The organism is Oryzihumus sp. (assembly GCF_054325275.1).
Map to the genome: position 1 here is coordinate 56,603 of NZ_JBTCWL010000010.1, position 18,816 is coordinate 75,418.

General features: G+C 73.0%; 18 protein-coding genes. 7 read left to right on the plus strand and 11 right to left on the minus strand.

What is annotated here, in order from left to right:
* Positions 1–192 precede the first annotated feature (192 nt).
* Positions 193–1,476, plus strand: a complete 1,284-nt coding sequence (gene clpX, locus ACXVGS_RS04260; protein WP_458536663.1) for an ATP-dependent Clp protease ATP-binding subunit ClpX — start codon at positions 193–195, stop codon at positions 1,474–1,476.
* A gap of 84 nt (positions 1,477–1,560) precedes the next feature.
* Here clpX and ACXVGS_RS04265 read toward each other — a convergent pair whose 3' ends face one another.
* From ACXVGS_RS04265 to ACXVGS_RS04290, 6 genes are all read right to left on the minus strand, one after another.
* A complete protein-coding gene (locus tag ACXVGS_RS04265) occupies positions 1,561–1,845 on the minus strand; it encodes an excalibur calcium-binding domain-containing protein (RefSeq protein WP_458528235.1) in 285 nt (94 codons plus the stop codon).
* Between the two features lie 102 nt (positions 1,846–1,947).
* Entirely contained in the window at positions 1,948–2,517 is a 570-nt protein-coding gene (locus ACXVGS_RS04270) for a hypothetical protein (protein ID WP_458528236.1), read from the minus strand.
* The gene (locus tag ACXVGS_RS04275; protein WP_458531678.1) at positions 2,514–3,833 is read right to left on the minus strand and encodes a DUF58 domain-containing protein; all 1,320 of its coding nucleotides are present in this window, start codon (positions 3,831–3,833) and stop codon (positions 2,514–2,516) included. Before ACXVGS_RS04275 ends, ACXVGS_RS04270 begins: the two co-directional genes overlap by 4 nt.
* A 2-nt stretch (positions 3,834–3,835) precedes the next feature.
* Entirely contained in the window at positions 3,836–4,813 is a 978-nt protein-coding gene (locus tag ACXVGS_RS04280; protein WP_458528238.1) for an AAA family ATPase, read from the minus strand.
* Positions 4,810–5,298 (minus strand): hypothetical protein, encoded by a 489-nt coding sequence (locus ACXVGS_RS04285; protein WP_458528239.1) that lies wholly within the window; start codon positions 5,296–5,298, stop codon positions 4,810–4,812. The genes ACXVGS_RS04280 and ACXVGS_RS04285 overlap by 4 nt, the downstream gene beginning before the upstream one ends.
* Positions 5,295–6,008, minus strand: coding sequence for a DUF4129 domain-containing protein (locus ACXVGS_RS04290; RefSeq protein WP_458528240.1), 714 nt, complete (start codon positions 6,006–6,008; stop codon positions 5,295–5,297). The genes ACXVGS_RS04285 and ACXVGS_RS04290 overlap by 4 nt, the downstream gene beginning before the upstream one ends.
* Positions 6,009–6,109: 101 nt before the next feature.
* Here ACXVGS_RS04290 and ACXVGS_RS04295 point away from each other — a divergent pair, with 101 nt between their 5' ends.
* The gene (locus ACXVGS_RS04295) at positions 6,110–6,724 is read left to right on the plus strand and encodes a hypothetical protein (RefSeq protein ID WP_458531679.1); all 615 of its coding nucleotides are present in this window, start codon (positions 6,110–6,112) and stop codon (positions 6,722–6,724) included.
* A gap of 57 nt (positions 6,725–6,781) precedes the next feature.
* On the opposite strand, the gene valS is transcribed toward ACXVGS_RS04295, so the two are convergent.
* The 5 genes from valS to eccD all read right to left on the minus strand — a co-directional run bounded on the left by valS (position 6,782) and on the right by eccD (position 14,306).
* A complete protein-coding gene (gene valS / locus ACXVGS_RS04300; RefSeq protein ID WP_458531680.1) occupies positions 6,782–9,391 on the minus strand; it encodes a valine--tRNA ligase in 2,610 nt (869 codons plus the stop codon).
* Between the two features lie 113 nt (positions 9,392–9,504).
* Positions 9,505–10,758 (minus strand): S8 family serine peptidase, encoded by a 1,254-nt coding sequence (locus ACXVGS_RS04305; protein WP_458531681.1) that lies wholly within the window; start codon positions 10,756–10,758, stop codon positions 9,505–9,507.
* Entirely contained in the window at positions 10,758–12,098 is a 1,341-nt protein-coding gene (eccB, locus tag ACXVGS_RS04310) for a type VII secretion protein EccB (RefSeq protein WP_458528244.1), read from the minus strand. Before eccB ends, ACXVGS_RS04305 begins: the two co-directional genes overlap by 1 nt.
* Positions 12,099–12,193: 95 nt before the next feature.
* Positions 12,194–12,850: a hypothetical protein gene (locus ACXVGS_RS04315; RefSeq protein WP_458536664.1), complete on the minus strand. Its 657-nt coding sequence runs from the start codon at positions 12,848–12,850 to the stop codon at positions 12,194–12,196.
* A 115-nt stretch (positions 12,851–12,965) separates the two neighbouring features.
* Complete coding sequence (gene eccD, locus ACXVGS_RS04320; protein WP_458528246.1) at positions 12,966–14,306, minus strand: type VII secretion integral membrane protein EccD; 1,341 nt, start codon at positions 14,304–14,306, stop codon at positions 12,966–12,968.
* Positions 14,307–14,518: 212 nt separating this feature from the next.
* Here eccD and ACXVGS_RS04325 point away from each other — a divergent pair, with 212 nt between their 5' ends.
* The 5 genes from ACXVGS_RS04325 to ACXVGS_RS04345 all read left to right on the plus strand — a co-directional run bounded on the left by ACXVGS_RS04325 (position 14,519) and on the right by ACXVGS_RS04345 (position 18,782).
* Positions 14,519–14,830, plus strand: a complete 312-nt coding sequence (locus ACXVGS_RS04325; protein ID WP_141787696.1) for a WXG100 family type VII secretion target — start codon at positions 14,519–14,521, stop codon at positions 14,828–14,830.
* 16 nt (positions 14,831–14,846) lie between these two features.
* Positions 14,847–15,125: a WXG100 family type VII secretion target gene (locus ACXVGS_RS04330; RefSeq protein ID WP_458528247.1), complete on the plus strand. Its 279-nt coding sequence runs from the start codon at positions 14,847–14,849 to the stop codon at positions 15,123–15,125.
* 93 nt (positions 15,126–15,218) lie between these two features.
* A complete protein-coding gene (locus ACXVGS_RS04335; RefSeq protein ID WP_458528248.1) occupies positions 15,219–15,839 on the plus strand; it encodes a hypothetical protein in 621 nt (206 codons plus the stop codon).
* Positions 15,840–15,871: 32 nt separating this feature from the next.
* A complete protein-coding gene (locus ACXVGS_RS04340; protein WP_458533148.1) occupies positions 15,872–17,311 on the plus strand; it encodes a S8 family peptidase in 1,440 nt (479 codons plus the stop codon).
* On the plus strand, positions 17,295–18,782 hold the full coding sequence (locus ACXVGS_RS04345) for a WXG100 family type VII secretion target (RefSeq protein WP_458528250.1): 1,488 nt from the start codon (positions 17,295–17,297) through the stop codon (positions 18,780–18,782). The genes ACXVGS_RS04340 and ACXVGS_RS04345 overlap by 17 nt, the downstream gene beginning before the upstream one ends.
* Positions 18,783–18,816 lie beyond the last annotated feature (34 nt).

Sequence of the window (18,816 nt, forward strand, 5' to 3'; positions counted from 1 at the left end):
GCCGGTGACCCCCCGGCATACCGTGGCAGGGATGGAGGACGTCACTGTCCACCTTGTCCGCTGTTGGCGGACAAGCCGTGACGGACGGCCGACACCGGCGTCTAATGAGACGTGGACGGGACCTCGCGGGGTACCGTCATCCATCACCGCAAGCAGCACCAGTGGTAATCACCCGACAGGAAGGACCGCCCCGTGGCACGCATCGGAGACGGTGGCGATCTCTTGAAGTGCTCCTTCTGCGGCAAGAGCCAGAAGCAGGTCAAGAAGCTGATTGCGGGCCCCGGGGTCTACATCTGCGACGAGTGCATCGACCTGTGCAACGAGATCATCGAGGAGGAGCTGGCGGAGTCCTCCGAGCTGGGCCTGGACGAGCTGCCCAAGCCCCGGGAGATCTTCGAGTTCCTCGAGCAGTACGTCGTCGGCCAGGACGTGGCCAAGAAGGCCCTCGCCGTGGCGGTCTACAACCACTACAAGCGGATCCAGGCCGGTGAGAGCGCCAAGAAGGGCGACGACGCGGTCGACATCGCCAAGTCCAACATCCTGCTCATCGGGCCGACCGGCTGTGGCAAGACCTACCTGGCCCAGACGCTGGCGCGGATGCTCAACGTCCCGTTCGCCATCGCCGACGCCACGGCGCTGACCGAGGCCGGCTACGTCGGCGAGGACGTCGAGAACATCCTGCTCAAGCTCATCCAGGCAGCGGACTACGACGTCAAGAAGGCCGAGACGGGCATCATCTACATCGACGAGGTCGACAAGATCGCCCGCAAGAGCGAGAACCCCTCGATCACCCGGGACGTCTCCGGCGAGGGCGTGCAGCAGGCCCTGCTCAAGATCCTGGAGGGCACGACGGCCTCGGTGCCGCCGCAGGGCGGGCGCAAGCACCCGCACCAGGAGTTCATCCAGATCGACACGACCAACGTGCTGTTCATCGTCGGTGGCGCGTTCGCCGGCCTGGAGAAGCTGATCGAGTCCCGCTCGGGCAAGAAGGGCCTGGGCTTCGGCTCCCAGCTGCACACCGCCAAGGACGCCGGCGAGAGCTACGGCGACGTGATGCCCGAGGACCTGATGAAGTTCGGGCTCATCCCCGAGTTCATCGGCCGCCTGCCGGTCATCACCACGGTCTCGCCGCTCGATCGTGACGCGCTCGTGTGGATCCTCACCGAGCCGCGCAACGCCCTGGTCAAGCAGTACCACCGCATGTTCGACATCGACAACGTCGAGCTGGAGTTCACCGACGACGCGATCGAGGCCGTGGCCGAGCAGGCGCTGATGCGCGGCACCGGCGCCCGCGGGCTCCGCGCGATCATGGAGGAGGTGCTGCTGCCGGTGATGTTCGACGTGCCCAGCGACGACGACATCGCCCGCGTGGTGGTCACCCGCGAGGTCGTCCTCGACAACGTCAACCCCACGATCGTGCGCCGCGACGTGCCGGCCCAGCGGCCGAAGCGCGCGCCGCGCAAGGAGTCTGCCTGAGCCGTGGGCTATGAGCGAAGACGAGGCCCGGGAAGCGTGACGCTTCCCGGGCCTCGCCGTTCCCCCCTGCTGTGGGGCCGGGACTCAGTGCTTCTCGCAGGCGATGCCGTCGTGGTCGCGGTCGCTCTTGCGGTTCGCCGCGTAGAGGGCATTGCTGACGGCGAAGTTCGTCACCGGCTTGCCGTGCCCGCTGACCCGGTCGTGGGCGCCCGTGCGGCCCACCCCGTGCGGGTATCGCTGGTTCAGCTGTGTGCAGTTCTTGAACGTCGTGATCTTGCTGGCCTGGGTCAGCGTCACCTGCGAGGACGGCGCCGCCATCCCGGCGAAGACGACCAGCCCGGCCAGCACCATGTTCGCGATGTGGTTCATCCGTGGTTCCCCCTGCAGTGGAACGAGGTCCCGTCCGTGGAGCCTCGCGCAGTTCGACGCTACGCGGCGTCGTCCGTGACGTGACCGGACTTGACCATTTGCTTACCTATCCGGGTCGGCGCTGGGACGACGCGGGGCGCCCCGCCACCACAACCCGACCCCCGCGAGGGCCAGCAGCGCCAGGACGGTGAGGGTGGCGCGGCCCTGGGGGTGCATCGCCGTCCCGGCCCGGGCCAGGCCCCAGACACCCGCGGTGAGCAGGCCGACCAGCGCCGCGCGGGTGGCCCACTGCCGCACCACCACTCGGGGGAGCTGCCCGGAGGACGGCACGGTGGCCGCCAGCGCACCCGCGCCGTGGCCGACCAGCACCACCCACGCGGCCGCCAGCGCCCACCAGCTCGTCGGGTCGCCCACCCGGGCCGCCCAGAACCAGCCGAGGACGGCGAGCACCACCAGCGCGACGTGCGAGTCGGGTTCGGCCGCGGACGCCAGCGCCAGCACCACCACGCAGATGGTGACCGGACCGGACCAGGAGGCGCCGGCCGCGTGGGCCACGGCGAGGAAGAGCACCGGCGCCAGCGCGACCACGAGGCGCAGCAGGGCCTGCTGCCGGGTGAGGGCACCCAGGTCGGCGACGAGGGCGCGCAGCGCCGGGGGCAGGGAGGCGTTCACCGTTGCGCCATCCGGGGTGCGGCGGAGCGGCGCGTGACGTCACGCAGCACCCGGTCGAGGCTGCCCGGCCCCAGCCAGGCCACCACCGGGACCCCGACGGCCTGCACCCTCTCCAGCTCGCGGCGCCGCTCGAGCAGGCGCACCCGCCAGGCGATCCCCGCGAACGGCTCCTGCGGGTCGTCCCCGGCCAGGCCCTCGGGCAGGGTGTCGATGACGATGACCGTCAGGCCGCGGCGGGCCAGCGTGACGGCGTGGCTGAGCGCCACCGGGGACACCAGGGGCGAGAGGAGGACCACCACGGTGCCGGCGGAGACCCCGGTCAGGGCGTGGCGGGGGTCATCCTCGAGCCGTGAGGCCACCTCGATCGAGGCCAGGGCGTCCAGCACCCGGCGCAGGTGGTGCTTGCCCGTGGCCGCCGGCACGCGGGTGGTGCCGGTCGAGCCAAGCACCCGAAGGCTGACCCGGTCGCCGCGGTGCAGGTAGTGCTCGGCCATGGCGCCGGCCGCGCGGACCGTGGTGTCCAGGCTGCTCGCCGCGCCGTCCAGCCCCTCGCTGGGGCCGAGGTCGTTGAGCGCGTCGACGATCAGCAGCACGTGGCTGTCCTGGTCGGCCCAGCTCGAGGTCACGTGCAGGCTGCCCGTGCGCAGCGACACCGGCCAGTGGATGCGGCGCAGCCGGTCCCCGAGCTGGAACGGCCGGATGCTGGCGAACTCGCTGCCGTCGCCGGGCCGACCCGAGCGGTTGAGCCCCACGAGGCCGTTGGGGTGGGGCATCGGCGCGGTGGTGTCGAACCGCGTGGGGACCGGCAGGGTGCTCAGCCCGACCGGCTCGACCTCGTGGGCGCCCCAGCGGAACGCGCCCCAGGCGCTGTGGGCCACGACCACGGCCGGGCCGACCGTGCGCCGGCCCCAGCGGGTCGTGCGCACGGCCAGGGCCAGCGGCAGGGCCTCGGGTGGCGGTGTCCCGGGCGACGCGACCGTCACCGTGCGGGTGGGCGGGTCGACCTGCTGGAAGTCGCCGGCGGCCAGCTTGGCGGTCGCCTGCTCCAGCCCGGGCACGGGTTGCACGGCCGCCGTCCAGCGCACCGCCTCGCCCTCGCGGACCGTGCGCGGCGCGAGGCGGGCCTCGACCTGCGGTGCCGCGCCGGGCCGGGACAGGGCCGACCAGAGGGCGACGACCAGCAGCGGGGCCGCGAGCACGAGCAGGTCGGGCCGGCGCAGCCAGGTGGCGGCCAGGGCAAGGGCGGCGCCGCCCACGCAGGCGCGCACGTGGGCGCTGGTGGGGCGCCACGGGACGTGAGGCGGGGGAGTGGGCACGGTCAGCGGATCCGTTCCGCCTCGCGGGCCGCGGGTGTCGCCACCGTGTTCAGCACGCTGCCGACGACGGTCGCCCCGGAGGCGTTGCTCATCCACAGCTCCGGCTTGATGGTGACCCGGTGCGAGAGCACCGGCAGGGCGACGGCCTTGACGTCCTCGGGGGTGACGTAGTCGCGGCCGTGCACCACGGCATACGCACGGGCCGTGAGCATCAGCGCGAGGGCGCCGCGCGGGGAGGACCCGACCAGGACGTGCCGGTGCGTGCGCGTGGCGGACGCGAGGGCGACGCAGTAGTCGTGGATGGTGTCGTCGACGGTGACGGTCTCGACGGCGGCCTGCATGCCGCGCAGTCCCACGGCGTCGGTGACCGCGCGCAGCGTCTGCTCCTCGTGCCGGCGGCTGACCCGGCGACGCAACACCTGCGCCTCCTCCTCCGCGCTGGGGTAGCCGAAGCTGACCCGCAGGAGGAACCGGTCGAGCTGGGCCTCCGGCAACGGGTAGGTGCCTTCGTACTCCACGGGGTTCGCCGTCGCGAGCACGTGGAACGGGGCCTCCAGCAGGAAGGTCTGGCCCTCGACCGTGACCTGCCGCTCCTGCATGGCCTCCAGCAGCGCGGCCTGCGTCTTGGGCGGGGTGCGGTTGATCTCGTCGGCGAGCAGCAGCCCGGTGAACAGCGGGCCCTGGCGGAAGACGAAGTCGCCGGCGCGCTGGTCGAAGACGAACGACCCGGTCAGGTCCGCCGGCAGCAGGTCCGGGGTGAACTGCGCCCGCTTGAAGTCCAGCCCGAGCGTCTGGGCGAAGGAGCGCGCGGCCAGCGTCTTGCCCAGGCCCGGGTAGTCCTCCAGCAGGACGTGGCCCCCGGCCAGGACGGCGCTGAGGACGAGGGTGAGCGCGTCGCGCTTGCCGACGACGGCGGTCTCGACCTCGTCGAGGACCTGCGCGGCGAGGCGCGAGACGGTGGTCAGGTCGGGCGTGGTCACAGGGACTCGATTCGGGTCAGGATGGTGGACAGGTAGCGGGGGTCGGCGCTCGCACGCGCCGGTGGCGGGGTGGTGACGAAGGCCAGCAGGTCCTCCCCGAGCAGCTGCCGGGCAGCCTGCGGGTGCTCGTGCCGGTCGACGCCGTAGCGGGTGTCGAGCCGGTCGTCGACGAGCTCGACCAGCAGCGGGTGCACGTCGCGGGTGAACGTCTCGGGGTGGCTGGTGTCCTGCAGCAGGTGCAGCAGCCGGCGCACGCGCACGTCGTCGCCGCGGACCCGCTGGTAGGGCTGGTAGCCGGCGTCCCACGAGACCATCTCGGCCTGCGCGGCCAGGTCGGACACCAGCCAGGTCACGGCCGCCACCGCGAGCAGGCCCGCGCCCAGCAGCAGCGGGCGGGGGCGTGAGCCGATGATCGCGGCGACGACGCACAGCACCGCCCACAGCGCCGCCGTGACGCCGATCCGCTTGACCCACAACCGGTTCACGGCATGCCTCCGGGGGAGGAGCTGACCACGTCCCGACGGCGGGCCAGGTCCTCGTGCAGGGTCGTCAGCGCCGCCGTCGCGCGAACCCTGGCGTCCTCGCCGAGGTCGTGCGCGGAGAAGCGGGCCTCGCGGAAGAGCGCCGAGAGGGTGGCGATCGCCCGCGGGTCCACCGCGTGCGCCTCGATCACCCGGGCCGTGAACTCGGCGGAGGTCTCGGCGGGGGAGCGGGGCAGGCCGGCGGCGCTCGCGGTCTCCTCCAGGGCGACCCAGCAGGCGACGATCGCGTTGCGCGGGGAGCCGTGGGCCAGTCCGGCGAGCTGGGCCGAGGCGGTCGCGGTCAGGGCCTCCTGGACGTCGGGGACCGGCTCGAACGCGGGCACGGCGGGGACCGCACGGCGCACCCGGTCCCGGTCGCGCCACATCTGCCAGAGGGACCAGAGCACGACCAGGGCGGCGAGGACGACGACCGCGGTGAACACCACCGCGAACCCCTCCCAGAACGAGCCGAGGTCGTGCGCGGCCCGTGCCGGGGCGGTGGTCGCCGTCGTGGTGGGGCTGGCCGACGGTGTTGGTGTCGGGGCTGGTTGTCCTCGCGGCAGGTCCGCGGTGGGGGTGCTGAGGGCGGAGACCGACCCGGACGCGGACACCCAGACCAGGAGGGCGAAGCCCAGCGCCGCGCCCCCGATGGCCACTCCCCGCGTGCGGTCCATGCGGCGCACGCTACAACGGGATCGCGGCGGTGAGCCCCACCGTTGTCATTCCGCAACGCACGAAGGTGTGGGACCACCGCGGCGGTGCAAGGGTGAGGGCCATGACGACGGCGTGGACCTTGCACCGAGGCGACCCGGCTCCCGTCCAGCAGAGCCCCGTGACGTGTGGCTCGGCCGCGCTCACCGTGGCCCGGATGGTGGCCGACCCGGGGTTCGCCGCGTGGGTGCTCACCGGTGGCACCGGGCCGGCCACCGGCGGGTTCGACGCCCCGGCGCTGGCCCGGTTCGCCGCGCAGGAGCGCGCCACGATGGGCCGCACCAACAGCCCGGTCGCCGCCGGTGGAGCCCTGAACCTGCCCTGGCCCACCGCCCTGGGCACCCCGCCCTGGGGCGCGCGGGCCGAGCTCCAGGAACGCACGCATGCCCGGTATGCCGTGTCGCAGCTGAGGTGGGCCGGCGGCGGTGGCCGCCGCGCGGCATACCGGCGCCTGTGCTCGACGGTGACCACGGCGCGGCCGGCGCTGCTGTATGTCGGCAACACGTGGCTGCCCCGGCACATCACGCTCGTCCTGCCGCCGGAGGGCGACGCGCGGCTCACCGTCTACGAGCCGGCGAACGGCACGGTGCTGGCGCTGCCCGAGGGTGAGCTGGTCGGCGGCCGGCTCGGGCTCGGCGGCTGGGACGAGCCCTGGCTGCTGGTCGAGCCCGCCGGCTGAGGCACGACAGGCCCCGACCCGGGAGCGGGTCGGGGCCTGTCGCAGGGGCCTCGGCGGTCAGTCCTTCACGACCGGCACCAGGGTCACGTCGCGCACCTGGAGCGACTCGGCGTCGGCGAAGCCGATCTCGGCCGTGATCTTGCCGGCGGCGCGCAGGTCATCGAGCCCGGCACGCACCCGGTCGAGCTCGGCGGCGGGGCCGGCCAGCGTCATCGCGCTGACCTCGGCGCGCATGCCGACCTTGGCCTCGGACTTCGCCTTGCGCACGCCCGCGAGGGCCGCGCCGACCGCGGCCAGGACCGCCGGATCGGCTTGCGCCGCAGCGGTCTTGACGTCATCGGCCTCCGGCCACGGGGCGCGGTGGATCGAGCCGTCGTGCCACCAGGACCAGACCTCCTCGGTGGCGTAGGGCAGGACCGGCGCGAGCAGGCGCAGCAGCACGTCCAGTGCGATGCGCAGCGCGGCACGGGCCGAGGCGGCGGCCTCCTCGCCGCGGGCGCCGTAGGCCCGGTCCTTGACCAGCTCGAGGTAGTCGTCGCAGAACGTCCAGAAGAACGCCTCGGTGACCTCCAGCGCGCGGGTGTGGTCGTAGGCCTCGAAGCCGCCGGTGGCCTTGTCGACCACGTCGGCCAGGCCGGCGAGCATCGCCGCGTCGAGCGGGTCGGTCACCGCGGCCGCGAGGTCGCCCTCGACGTCGCCGAAGGACAGGGCGAACTTGCTGGCGTTGAGCACCTTGATCGCCAGGCGCCGGCCGACCTTCATCTGGCCGGTGTCGTAGGCCGCGTCGGTGCCCAGCCGGGCCGAGGCCGCCCAGTAGCGCACCGCGTCGGCGCCGTGCTGGGTGACGATCCCCTCGGGGGTCTCGGCGTTGCCCTTGGACTTGGACATCTTCTTGCGGTCGGGGTCCAGGATCCAGCCGCTGATGGCCGCGTGCTTCCACGGCAGCGAGTCGTGCTCGAGGTGGGCGCGCACGACCGTGGCGAACAGCCAGGTGCGGATGATGTCCTGGCCCTGCGGGCGCAGGTCCATCGGGAAGATCTTGGTGAACAGCTCGCGGTCACCGCGCCAGCCGGCCGCGATCTGCGGGGTCAGCGAGGAGATGGCCCACGTGTCCATGACGTCCGGGTCGCCGGTGAAGCCGCCCGGCTGGTCGCGCTGGGACTCCTCGTAGCCCGCCGGCACGTCCGCGTAGGGGTCGACCGGGAGCTGGTCCTCCGACGGGGTGATCGGGTGGTCGAAGTCGACCTCGCCGTGGGCGTCGATCGGGTACCACAGCGGGATGGCCACGCCGAAGAAGCGCTGCCGGCTGATCAGCCAGTCGCCGTTGAGCCCGCCCACCCAGTTCTCGTAGCGGGTGCGCATGAACGGCGGGTGGAACTCCAGCTCCCGGCCCCGGGCCAGCAGCTGCTCCCGCAGGTCGGTGTCGCGGCCGCCGTTGCGGATGTACCACTGGCGGGAGGTCACGATCTCCAGCGGCTTGTCGCCCTTCTCGAAGAAGTTCGCCTTGCGCTGGGTGGCCGTCGGCTCGCCGTCGAGGTCGCCGCTCTCGCGCAGCGCGTCGACGATGGTCGTGCGCGCGGAGAAGGTCGTCTTGCCGGCGAGGTCGTCGAAGAGCTTCTTGCCCTGTGCCGAGGTGACCCATTCCGGCGTCTCGTGCTGGATCCGGCCGTTGCGCTGGATGACCGAGCGCGTGGGCAGCTGCAGCTCGCGCCACCACTGCACGTCGGTGAGGTCACCGAAGGTGCAGCACATGGCGATGCCGGCGCCCTTGTCGGGCTCGGCGGCGGGGTGCGCGAGCACCGGCACCTCGACCCCGAACAGGGGCGAGGTGACCGTGGTGCCGAACAGCCCGGCATACCGCTCGTCGTCGGGGTGCGCGATGAGCGCGACCACGGCGGGGATGAGCTCGGGACGGGTGGTCTCGATGTGGACCTTCTCGCCGTCAGGCTTGTGGAACGCGACGCGGTGGAAGTGGCCCGGGTAGTCCCGCGCCTCGAGCTCGGCCTGGGCCACGGCGGTCTGGAACGTCACGTCCCACAGGCCCGGCGCCTCGGCCTGGTAGGCCTCGCCGCGCTCGAGGTTGCGCAGGAACGCCTGCTGCGCCACGGCCCGCGAGCGGCCGTCGATGGTGCGGTAGCTGATGTCCCAGTCCACGGACAGGCCCAGCGTGCGCCACAGGTGCTCGAAGGTCTTCTCGTCCTCGACGGTGAGCACGTCGCACAGCTCGATGAAGTTGCGCCGGCTGATCGGCTTCTGGTCGGCCGCCTTGACGCTCTTGCCCTCGGCGCCCTGAAGCGGCGGGACGAAGCCCTCCTCGTAGGGCAGCGAGGCGTCACCGCGCACGCCGTAGTAGTTCTGCACCCGGCGCTCGGTCGGCAGGCCGTTGTCGTCCCAGCCCATCGGGTAGAAGACCTCGAAGCCGGCCATCCGCTTGTAGCGTGCGATGCAGTCGGTGTGCGTGTAGGAGAACACGTGGCCGACGTGCAGCGAGCCGCTCGCCGTGGGCGGCGGGGTGTCGATGGAGTAGATCTCCTCGCGGGCCTTGCTGCGGTCGAAGGTGTAGGTGCCCTGCTCGCTCCATACCTGCGCCCACTTCTCCTCGAGACCGTCGATGGACGGCTTCTCCGGGATGGTCACGGCGCGCGGGGCGTGGGCGGGGTTGGTCATGCGTCGAATCCTCCCAGATGCCCCGGGGTGGTCACGAACGGGTTTGCCCTGCGGGCGCCGGTATGCCGGGTGGCCGGCGTGGGTGGGTTCCCCACCAGCCGCAGGCGTCGGTCTCAGGCGCCGTGTCCGGCGGCGTCGGCCCGCCGTCGGCCGGCCGGCCGGCGCCGCCGTGGTCGGGCGAGCATCCCGCCCAACACCAGGGCCAGCAGGGCGCTGACGCCGCCGAGGCACCACCACAGGGCAGCCGTGCGCTGCGGGGCGAGTGGGTCGCTGACCTTGCGCAGGTCCAGCGGCTTGGCCCGGGCCGCAGCCACGGCGTGCGGGGCGCTGCCCGGGGCGACCGGGCCGGCCAGGCTGTCGTCCATCACGGCGGTCAGCGCCTCGTAGGGCTGGACCATGCCCCAGCCGGCACGGTCGTCGCGCCCGTCCCTGCGGTCGCGGGAGGCGGTCACCTCGAGCCGGTGCTTCCAGTCGGCGGGCGTGGCGTGCGGGAACTGCTGCGACAGCAGGGCCGCCGACGCCGAGACGTAGGCGGTGGCGAAGCTGGTCGACTCGCCCTCGGCGCTGATCAGGCAGTCACCGGCCCCGTAGTAGGTGGTCAGGATGTTGGTGCCCGGTGCGGACAGGTCGACGTGCGGGCCGTGGATCGAGTCGTCCGTGACGGTGTCGCCGAGGTCGGCCGCCGAGACCGCCACGGCCTCGGGGTAGCCGCCGGGGTAGCGCACCCCGTCGCTCTTGTCCTCCGCGGTGGTGCGGTTGCCGGCGGAGGCCACGACGAGCGCGCCCCGGTCGCTGGCGTGCTGCACCGCGTCCCGCAGCCGGGCGTCGTCGGTGGGAGTGCTCATCGAGACGTTGATGACCTGGGCCCCGTGGTCGGCCGCCCAGCGGATGCCCTCGGCCATGCGGTCGGGACGGGGTCCGACGCCCGCGGCGCGGCTCTGGTCGTCGGCGCCGAAGAAGACGCGCACCGGCATGATCCTGGCGTCCGGGGCCAGCCCGACCACGCCGGACCCGGGGATCTGGCGGGCGGCGATCTCGCCGGCGATGGCGGTGCCGTGGCCCGCCTCGTCGCCGTCCGCGGCCAGCCCAGGCACGAAGCTCTTGCCCGGCACCAGCGCGCCCTGCAGGTGCTTGTTGTGCCGGTCGACACCGGAGTCGACGACCGCGACGACGACGCCCCGCCCGGTGGCCACGCCCCAGGCGTAGCGCGCGTTCAGCCGTTGCAGTGCCGGGGGAGTGTCCTTGACCAGCTGGGCGATCTTGGGGTTGCACTCCTGGGCCTGCGCCACGGTCGGCGCGGACACCGTGAGCCAGGTGGCCGCGATACTCGTGGCCGCGGTGAGGGCGAGCAGCCGGCGGGCGCGCATCAGCGGCCGGTCGAGATGGCGGACGATGCGGCCTTGACCGACAGGGTCGGCCCGGAGCGGAACAGCTCCAGCCACGCCTGCGGCACCGGGGTGACGTCGCCCTTGGCGTAGCCCAGACGCGCCAGCACGTCGTCACCGCCCTCGACGGAGTAGGCCGTGGCGGTCTGGTCGACGGCCAGCACCGGTCCGCGGTTGATGATGTTGTCGCCGATCGCGCGGACGAGGGCGCCGGTACCTCCCTCGACCGTGGTCAGCGTGCCCTGCGCCGGGGTGGCCACCGAGGGCGCCGTGCTCAGGGCGACCTTCGGCAGGGTGGTCGGCCCGGCGGTCAGCGTGGCGCACGGGACGCCGTCGAGGGCCTTGGGCACCTGCTCGGGCCACTGCGGTGGCACGATCGAGCTGTCGGTGGTGCGCAGCGAGCCGACCTCGGCGGGGGTGGCGGCGATGTCGTTGCCGACGCCGCGGCCCGAGCCGAGCTGGTAGAGGGCGTAGGCGAACGGCGGCAGCAGGGCCAGGTCGCCGCTGGGGGTGACGAGGTAGCGGCGCGGGTCGCCGCCCGGCGTGGCCACGGCCAGCACCGAGCCGACGGTGGCGCCGTGGGGGAGTCCCGACACGCTGCGCCCCACGCCGTCGAGGTTCAGCGGGCTCAGCTCCGGCCCGCTGGGGAACAGGTTGGTCCACGACGCCGGCGCCTCCACCGGGGTGGCGCCGTCGAGCCCGAGCGCACGCAGCACCCCCGGGCCGTCGCCCTTGGCCACCGGGAGGCGGTAGCCGCCGGTCACCACGAAGAGCCGTCCGCCGGTGCGCACCACCACGGCGTTGTCACGGGCCGGCGTGCTCGCGACCCCCGAGCCGAGCGTGGTGCGGACACCGCCGGAGCGCCCGGCGCAGGAGACCCAGCCGGTGCGGACCAGGCGCTCGCGCGGGGTCAGGGAGTCAGGGGCGCCGAGGATGCCGATCGTGGCGCCGCGAGGTGCCCGGGTGATCTTGTCGTCGTCGACGGTGACGACCTTGAAGGAGTCGGCGGGGATCAGCAGGCGGGCGCTGGAGGTGTTGATGATCGGGTAGAGCACCTGCTTGATGGCGACGTAGCGCGCACCGCTGGCCTTGGCGATCACCAGGGAGTTGTCGTCCCACCCGTCGGGCAGCGAGGGCTGCAGCGCACCGGCCGCGAGGCCGCCCAGACCCAGGAGCACCGACAGTGCGATGCCACCGACGACGGCGCGCAGCGGCCGCTGCGGCTCGACCTCACGGCCGCCCGGAGCGCCGCTGACGAAGGCGGTGGTGAGCCGCCGGCGGCTGAACGACTGAGCCTCGACCAGGTCCTTCTTCGTTGCCACAGAGGTTCCCTGCCTTCACCGTGTCAGAGCGAGCGGGCGGGGCGGTCCGCCGATGGTGGTCCGCCCCGCCCGAGGTGTACGCCGTGCCCGTCGCGTCAGTGCCGCCGCTGGTGCGCCGCCTGGAGGCGCGAGCGCACCACGAGGGTGCCGATGCCCAGCAGCAGCAGGGCCGCGGCCAGGGAAAGCAGCGGGACGATGTTGGCACCGGTGTAGGCCAGCACCGGGTTGCTCGACTGTGCCGAGGACTGGGCGCGAGCCGGATCCTGGGCGCCGACGGCGTTCTGGTAGGAGCTGCCCGCGCAGAGCAGGCCGCCACAGGCGCCGTCCTGGACCGCACCGTCGGCGCCGGCGTTGCCGCCACCGAGGCCACCGGTCGGGACCGAGCCGCCGTTGCCGTTGCCGTTGCCGTTGTGGTTGCCGTTGTCACCCGGCAGGCCGGGGAGGGACGGCAGCGTCGCGGTGATCGTGATGCCGCCACCGTCGGTCGGGGGCTCGGTGGTCGTCGACGAGCTCGACGTGCCCGTGTCCGTCGGCGTGTCCGTGGCGGTGTCGGTCGGCGTGGGCGTGGTCGTGTCCGTCGGAGTGTCCGTCGGAGTGTCCGTCGGCGTGGGGAGGGAGGGGTCCTCCGCGGGGATCGCGGCGGCCACCCGGACCCCGGTGTCGAGCGTGTGCGCCTGCGCCACCCACGGCGTCGCGCCCACGAGGCAGGCGGTGGTCAGGCCGGCAGCGGCAATGGCACTGAGACGGCGCATGGAAGTCACAGGTCCCCCTTGAGATGGTCAGAAGTCGTGCCCCCGGCTCCGTGACGGAGTCGGGGGAACCTTACGGTCGGTCGATCGAATGCGGCAAATGTCTGCTCGGTCACGTTCAGAAGACCCCCGCCGCCGCGAGTGAGAGCGGCAGCAGGGCCACGAGGCAGGCCCCGTCGAGGGCGTCGGCCACCCGGCCCAGGCCCACGCGGGAGCGAGGGACCAGCAGGGCCAGGGCGACAACGACGGCGGCGGCGCCGGCGAGGGCCACCCCCATGAACGGCCGCCACGACGGGTGGGTCAGGGCGGCGCTGACGCCGACGACGGCGAGGCCGAGCACCCCGACGACCATGGCCACCAGGACGCTGGAACGGGTGCGGCTGTGCCGGGTGCGCAGCAGGACCGCGGCGAACGCGGTCGCGCCCAGGACCGTGCCGAGCACCCCGGCGGACGCGGCCTGCGGGGCGCACACGAGGGCCACCAGGCCCGTGGCCATGCTCAGGGCCAGCAGCAGCTGGTGGCCGAGGCGCACCTGGCGGCGCACTGCTGCGCGCTCCACCCGCGGCGCATCGGCGTAGATCTCGGCCTCGGTGCGCGCGGGGTGGGTGGACAGCCGGCTGGAGGAGACGGCCAGCCAGGGGAGCAGGTTGCTGGTGATGGCCGCGACGGCCAGCATCACGGCGCAGATCCCTGCGACGGCCCAGCCGGTGAACGCGGTCAGCGCGCCGACCACCGCCAGCGCGAGGCCGACAGCGGCGGACGCGCCGACCATGGAGCGGTACTGGGTCACCGCCACCACCCCGGCGATCCCCGCAACACACATCGCGGCACCGGCGTAGAGCAGCGGCCGTGCCCACACGCTGCCGTGTGCGGTCACCGCGAAGCCGGCCACCGCGGCATACGCGGTGGCGACCACGGCCAGGGCGGCGGCGGGCACGTGCTGGTCACGGGTGTGCGCCAGGACCGCGGCGACGACCACGAGAAGGGCTGCCACGACAGCACCCATGGCCACGACGAGCGCCCCGTGACCGCGGGCGGTGAACAGCGCCACGGCGCCGGCCAGGAAGAAGACGACCGAGGCGCCGAGCGCGGTGCGGGCGCTGTTCTCCGCCGTCCACGGGGCGAACTGGGACTCGACCAGGTCGGCGACAGCCTCGACCACGTCGTCGTAGACCTTGGTCTCGACGGCGTCACCGGCCGGCTCGAGGGCGAGGACGAAGCCGTCCTCCACGCCCTGCGCCGCGAGGCTGCGGTCGGGCTCGACGGGGATCCCGTCGTGCCGCACGAGCCGGAAGCCCTGCGAGACGGTGTCGAGGTCGAGCTGGCCGAGCTCCCGGGCGAGCTCGGGGATGATCTCGGCGACGGGGATCCCGCCAGGCAGGCCGAGGTCGGCCCGCCGCGTGCCTGCGGTCACGGACAGGCGGATCAGCGTGGTCGCGGCGGTGCTGGTCTGGGTCACGGGCCCCTCCCCGGGTGACGGTCACGGCGTGCACGCCCCGAGCACCACGGCCGAGGGCGGGTCGAGCATAGCCACGTCGAGGGCTGCCGAGGACTAGTCCTTATGGGCTAGTCTGCTCGCGGCCTCGCCCGACGGGGCCGGAGGCACGTGCATGCCACAGGACACGACACGTCACGCGCCCCATGGGGGGGCCACGAACAGGGGAGGCAAAGATGGCCGGTGAAGTCTCAGCTGCCGATGGTGCAATTGACCGGGGCGCCAAGATCATCTCCGACACCCGCGACCAGCTGAACTCCGAGCTGAGCGCGCTGCGCGGCAAGCTCGCGGGCATCGGCGCGCAGTGGAAGGGCTCGGGCTCGACGAGCTTCCAGTCCGCGATGAACCGGTGGGACGAGGACTCCCGCAAGATCATCGACGCGCTGAACCGCTTCGAGTCCAACCTGCGCTCGTCGCAGAGCACCTACACCCAGCGTGACGACTCGGCGCAGTCGTCGTTCAGCAAGCTCCAGTCCCGTCTCGGCTGAATCAGGGGGAACGCACATGTTCAAGGTTGAGTTCGGCGCACTCCAGCAGGCGGCCGGTGACATCAAGGCCGGTGCCAACAACATCGACAGCAAGCTGCAGCAGATGGACCAGTCGCTGGCCCCGCTGCGCTCGGACTGGACGGGTTCGGCCTCCGAGGCCTACACCCAGGCCAAGGCCCAGTGGACCTCGGCGATCCAGGACATGAAGCAGCTGCTGGCCGACATCGGCACCGCCGTCGACGCCAGCCACCAGGACTACTCCGAGGGCGAGAAGCACAACACCAGCCTCTGGTAGCCGCCACGGTCGTGCCGGAGCCCCGCCCGGGGTTCCGGCACGTGCCGCGACAGCTGCGAGTGACCAGCATGACCGCGTGAAAGGGGAAACGCGATGAACTACGTGGCAGATGGCGGGGGCGGCGGCTACTCGGGGGGACAGCACGCCGAGTACGACTTCGACATGATTCGTCGGCTGGCCCATTCCAAGGGCGCGGTGTGGACCGAGCACGCCAAGGCCAGCCATAGCAAGGTGACCTCGACGGGGCTGAGCGCGGACTCGTTCTCGGACATCCCCTCCTGCCAGGTGTTCGGTCAGGTCTACCAGGCCGCCTACGACATCTACGTCGCAACGCTGGCCGGCGTCCAGAAGGACGTCAAGGCCTACCAGGAGAAGCTGCTTGCAGTGGCCCAGCACATGGAGGACCGCGACCACCGCGCGGACTCGGTGTTCGCGCGGTTCGGGCACGACGACTCCACTCTGGCGACGAGCAAGAACTACGACGCGCACACCCACACCGTTGAGGCGGCCGATGCTGCCGACGTCATCCACGAGGAGAGTCGGCAGGGCGAGGGCGACCACTCTGCGCCGACGACGTCGGACCACGGCGACGTCGCCGCAGCGCCGCCGGCACCGGCCGCGGCCGGCCCGTCCTCGGCGCCGACACCGACGAAGGGCCAGACGAGCATCCAGGCCAGCGCCGACCCCTACGCCAGCGGCAAGTCGGGCGCCTGAGCACGCCCCCGGCCAGCACGAGAAGGAGCCACGTGAGCCCGACCACCGCCCGCCCGACAGGCCGACGGCACCGCGTCCTCGCGACGGCGGTCGCCCTCACGTTGGGGCTCGGCACGACCCTCGCCTCCACGCTCTCCCACGCGCCGGCGGCGCAAGCGGCGGCGCACACCCCGTCGGTCCTGCCCGCGGCGGACCAGCCCACGCAGTGGTGGTACTCCGCGATGGGTTACGACGAGCTGCACAAGTACGGCACCGGCAAGGGCATCACCGTGGCGATGATCGACGTCCCGATCGACCCGAACGTCCCGGAGCTCAAGGGCAAGGTGGCGTCCGTCAAGACACTCTGCTCGGACCAGAGCGTGGCGACGGCCCGGGACGCGTCGGCCGACCACGCCACCAACGTCGCCTCGCTGATCGTGGGGACGGGCCGGGGAAACGGCGGTCCCGGCGTGCGCGGCATCGCTCCCGACGCGACACTGCGCTACTACGCCATCGGCAAGGGCGCCAACGACATCTGCAACAACTCCGTCGACCAGACCATGGGCCAGACCGTGGACCAGGCTGTCAAGGACGGCGCGAAGATCATCAGCATCAGCCTCAGCGGGCAGTTCAACCAGCCCTTCTTTATCGAGGCCCTCGCCCGCGCGGAGCGCGCCGGGGTGATCGTGGTCGCCGGAGCCGATGACGAGGGGGGCGTGTACTACCCCGCCCTGGCCAACGGCGTCGTGTCGGTGAACTTCGTGGACCGACACGGCAAGCTGGACCCCGACGCGGCGCACGGCACGCAGAGCGCCGGCGAGGTGGACATCGCGGCACCCGGGACGAACATGCTCATGGGCGCCCACCAGGGCGCCCGTTGGGTGAGTGGCGCCTGCACGTGCAGCGGGTCCTCACTCGCGACCCCGCTCGTGGCGGGCGGCCTGGCCGCGGTGTGGTCGCACTTCCCGCAGGCCACGGGCAACCAGATCCTGCAGATGATGGTCAACACCCCGGGCATGAAGCAGGGCACGACGTCTCACGGGACCCGCGGGTGGGTCTATGACTTCCGCCGGGTGGGGTCCGGGTTCCCGGCGGTGAAGCAGTCCGGCGGAGGGTTCGGCTGGGGGATCTTCGACCCGGCGGACATGATGTACAGGCAGTACCAGCAGTTCCCGGACGTGAACCCCGTCCTGGAGGTGAGCAACGCCGACACGGTGTTGCCGACCTGGAGCCAGGTCACGGGCAAGCCGCTGCCTGGGCAGGGTGCGACCGCGACCGCGACGGGCACGGCGTCGGCGACGTCCAGCGGCGCAGCCAAGGCACCGAGCGCGACCGCCGGCGGGGGCTCGTCCCTGCCGTGGCTGCTGGGCGGCGTCGTGATCCTGCTGGTGGTTGCCGGTGGCGTGGCCATGGTGGTCGTGCGGGGACGGAGCCGGCAGGCGCCGGCCGAGGAGAAGACACTGGAGGGGAGCAGTCATGGCAGTGGCATCTGACGGGGGCGGCGGTTACGCCGGGGGCCCGAAGGAGCAGGAGCTCCGCAAGATCTACTCGTTCTCGTCCCAGGCCGGACCCGCGGCCAAGGACTGGAGCACGGCCGCAGATGACATCACGGCGCTGGCCAAGAGTGTCGAGGCGACCAAGAGCGAGCTCAGCGCGTCGTGGAAGGGCGATGCCGCCAGCGCTGCGTACGCGGCGATGGACACCCTCAAGGCCGCGCTCGACGCCCGAGCCGGCCAGCTGCGGAAGGTGAGCGACGCGCTCGGCAAGGCCGTCACTGCGGCGAACGACGCCCAGACCGCCTACGAGACCCGCGTGGCCACCGTCCCCGTGTCCGTCGACGCCCAGCAGTACACCTCGCCCGGCATGTGCAAGACCGACGGCACGACCGTGCCGCCCAAGCTGGACCAGGCCGCCTACGACCAGGCGGTGGCCGCGCAGAAGCTCAAGCGTGAGGAGGCTGCCCGGTCGGTGCTCCACGAGCTCGACAACAACATGGGTGCGGCTACCTCGTCGGTGCCCATCGAGGGCTTCCGGCCGGTCACCAAGCCCATCGTGAAGCCCCCGCCCCGTCTGCCGCAGAACGGAGGCGGACCCGGCGGCGGGTCGACCCCGTTCAACGGGGCCAGCAGCTCGGGCACCAACCACTACGTGTCCAGCTCGGGCTGGAACACCCAGAGTGGCGACCAGACCATCGCCCAGGTCGTGCCGTCCTTCGGGTCCGCCGACCCCGGAAGCGACTTCGTGACCTCCGTCGACGGCACCGTGAGCGGCGTCATCCCCGGCGGCGACGTGTCGCTGCCTCCCGGCGTCAGCGGCGTGTCCGGCGGGAGCGGCTCCGGGCTGACCGGCGCGGCCGGTGTAGGAGGCATGCTCGCCGGCGGCATCTCCGTGGGCGGCATCCTGCGCGGTGGTTCCGGTGCGGCCAAGGGCGGGCTGTCGGGCCTGACCAGCGGTCTGCGCGGCGGTCTGGGCTCCGTCGTCGCCGACGGCGAGGCAGCCCTGGGCTCGGCCGGCGGTCGCGGCGCGGCCGGCATGGTCCGCGCCGGTGGCGCTGCCTCCGGTATGCCGGGTGGTGCGGGTGCCGCGGCCGGCGAGGCCGCCGGTGGCCGTGGTGGCCTCATGCCCGGTGGTGGCAGCGGCGGCGGGATGGGCGGCAGCGGCGCCGGTGGCTCCGCGGTCCGTGGCGCCTCCGGTGCCGGCAAGTATGGCGTGCCCAAGCTCGACGGCCCAGGCGGCCGCGGCAGTGGTGCGGCCGCCGAGGGTGCGGCTGCCGAGCGGGCAGCCGGGTCCCGGGGCAGCGCCGGCTCGCGTGCAGCCGGGGGCACCGGCGGCACCGCCCAGGGTGGCGGCGCCGGCGGCGGGGCCGACGGCCGACAGAAGCGCGACCGGGACTACCTCACCCACGAGGACGAGGAGAACTGGTACGACGACGAGACCAGCGCGAGCCCGTCCGTCTGGGAGTGACCACGGAGGTGGGGGGGGGGGGGGGGGGGGGGGG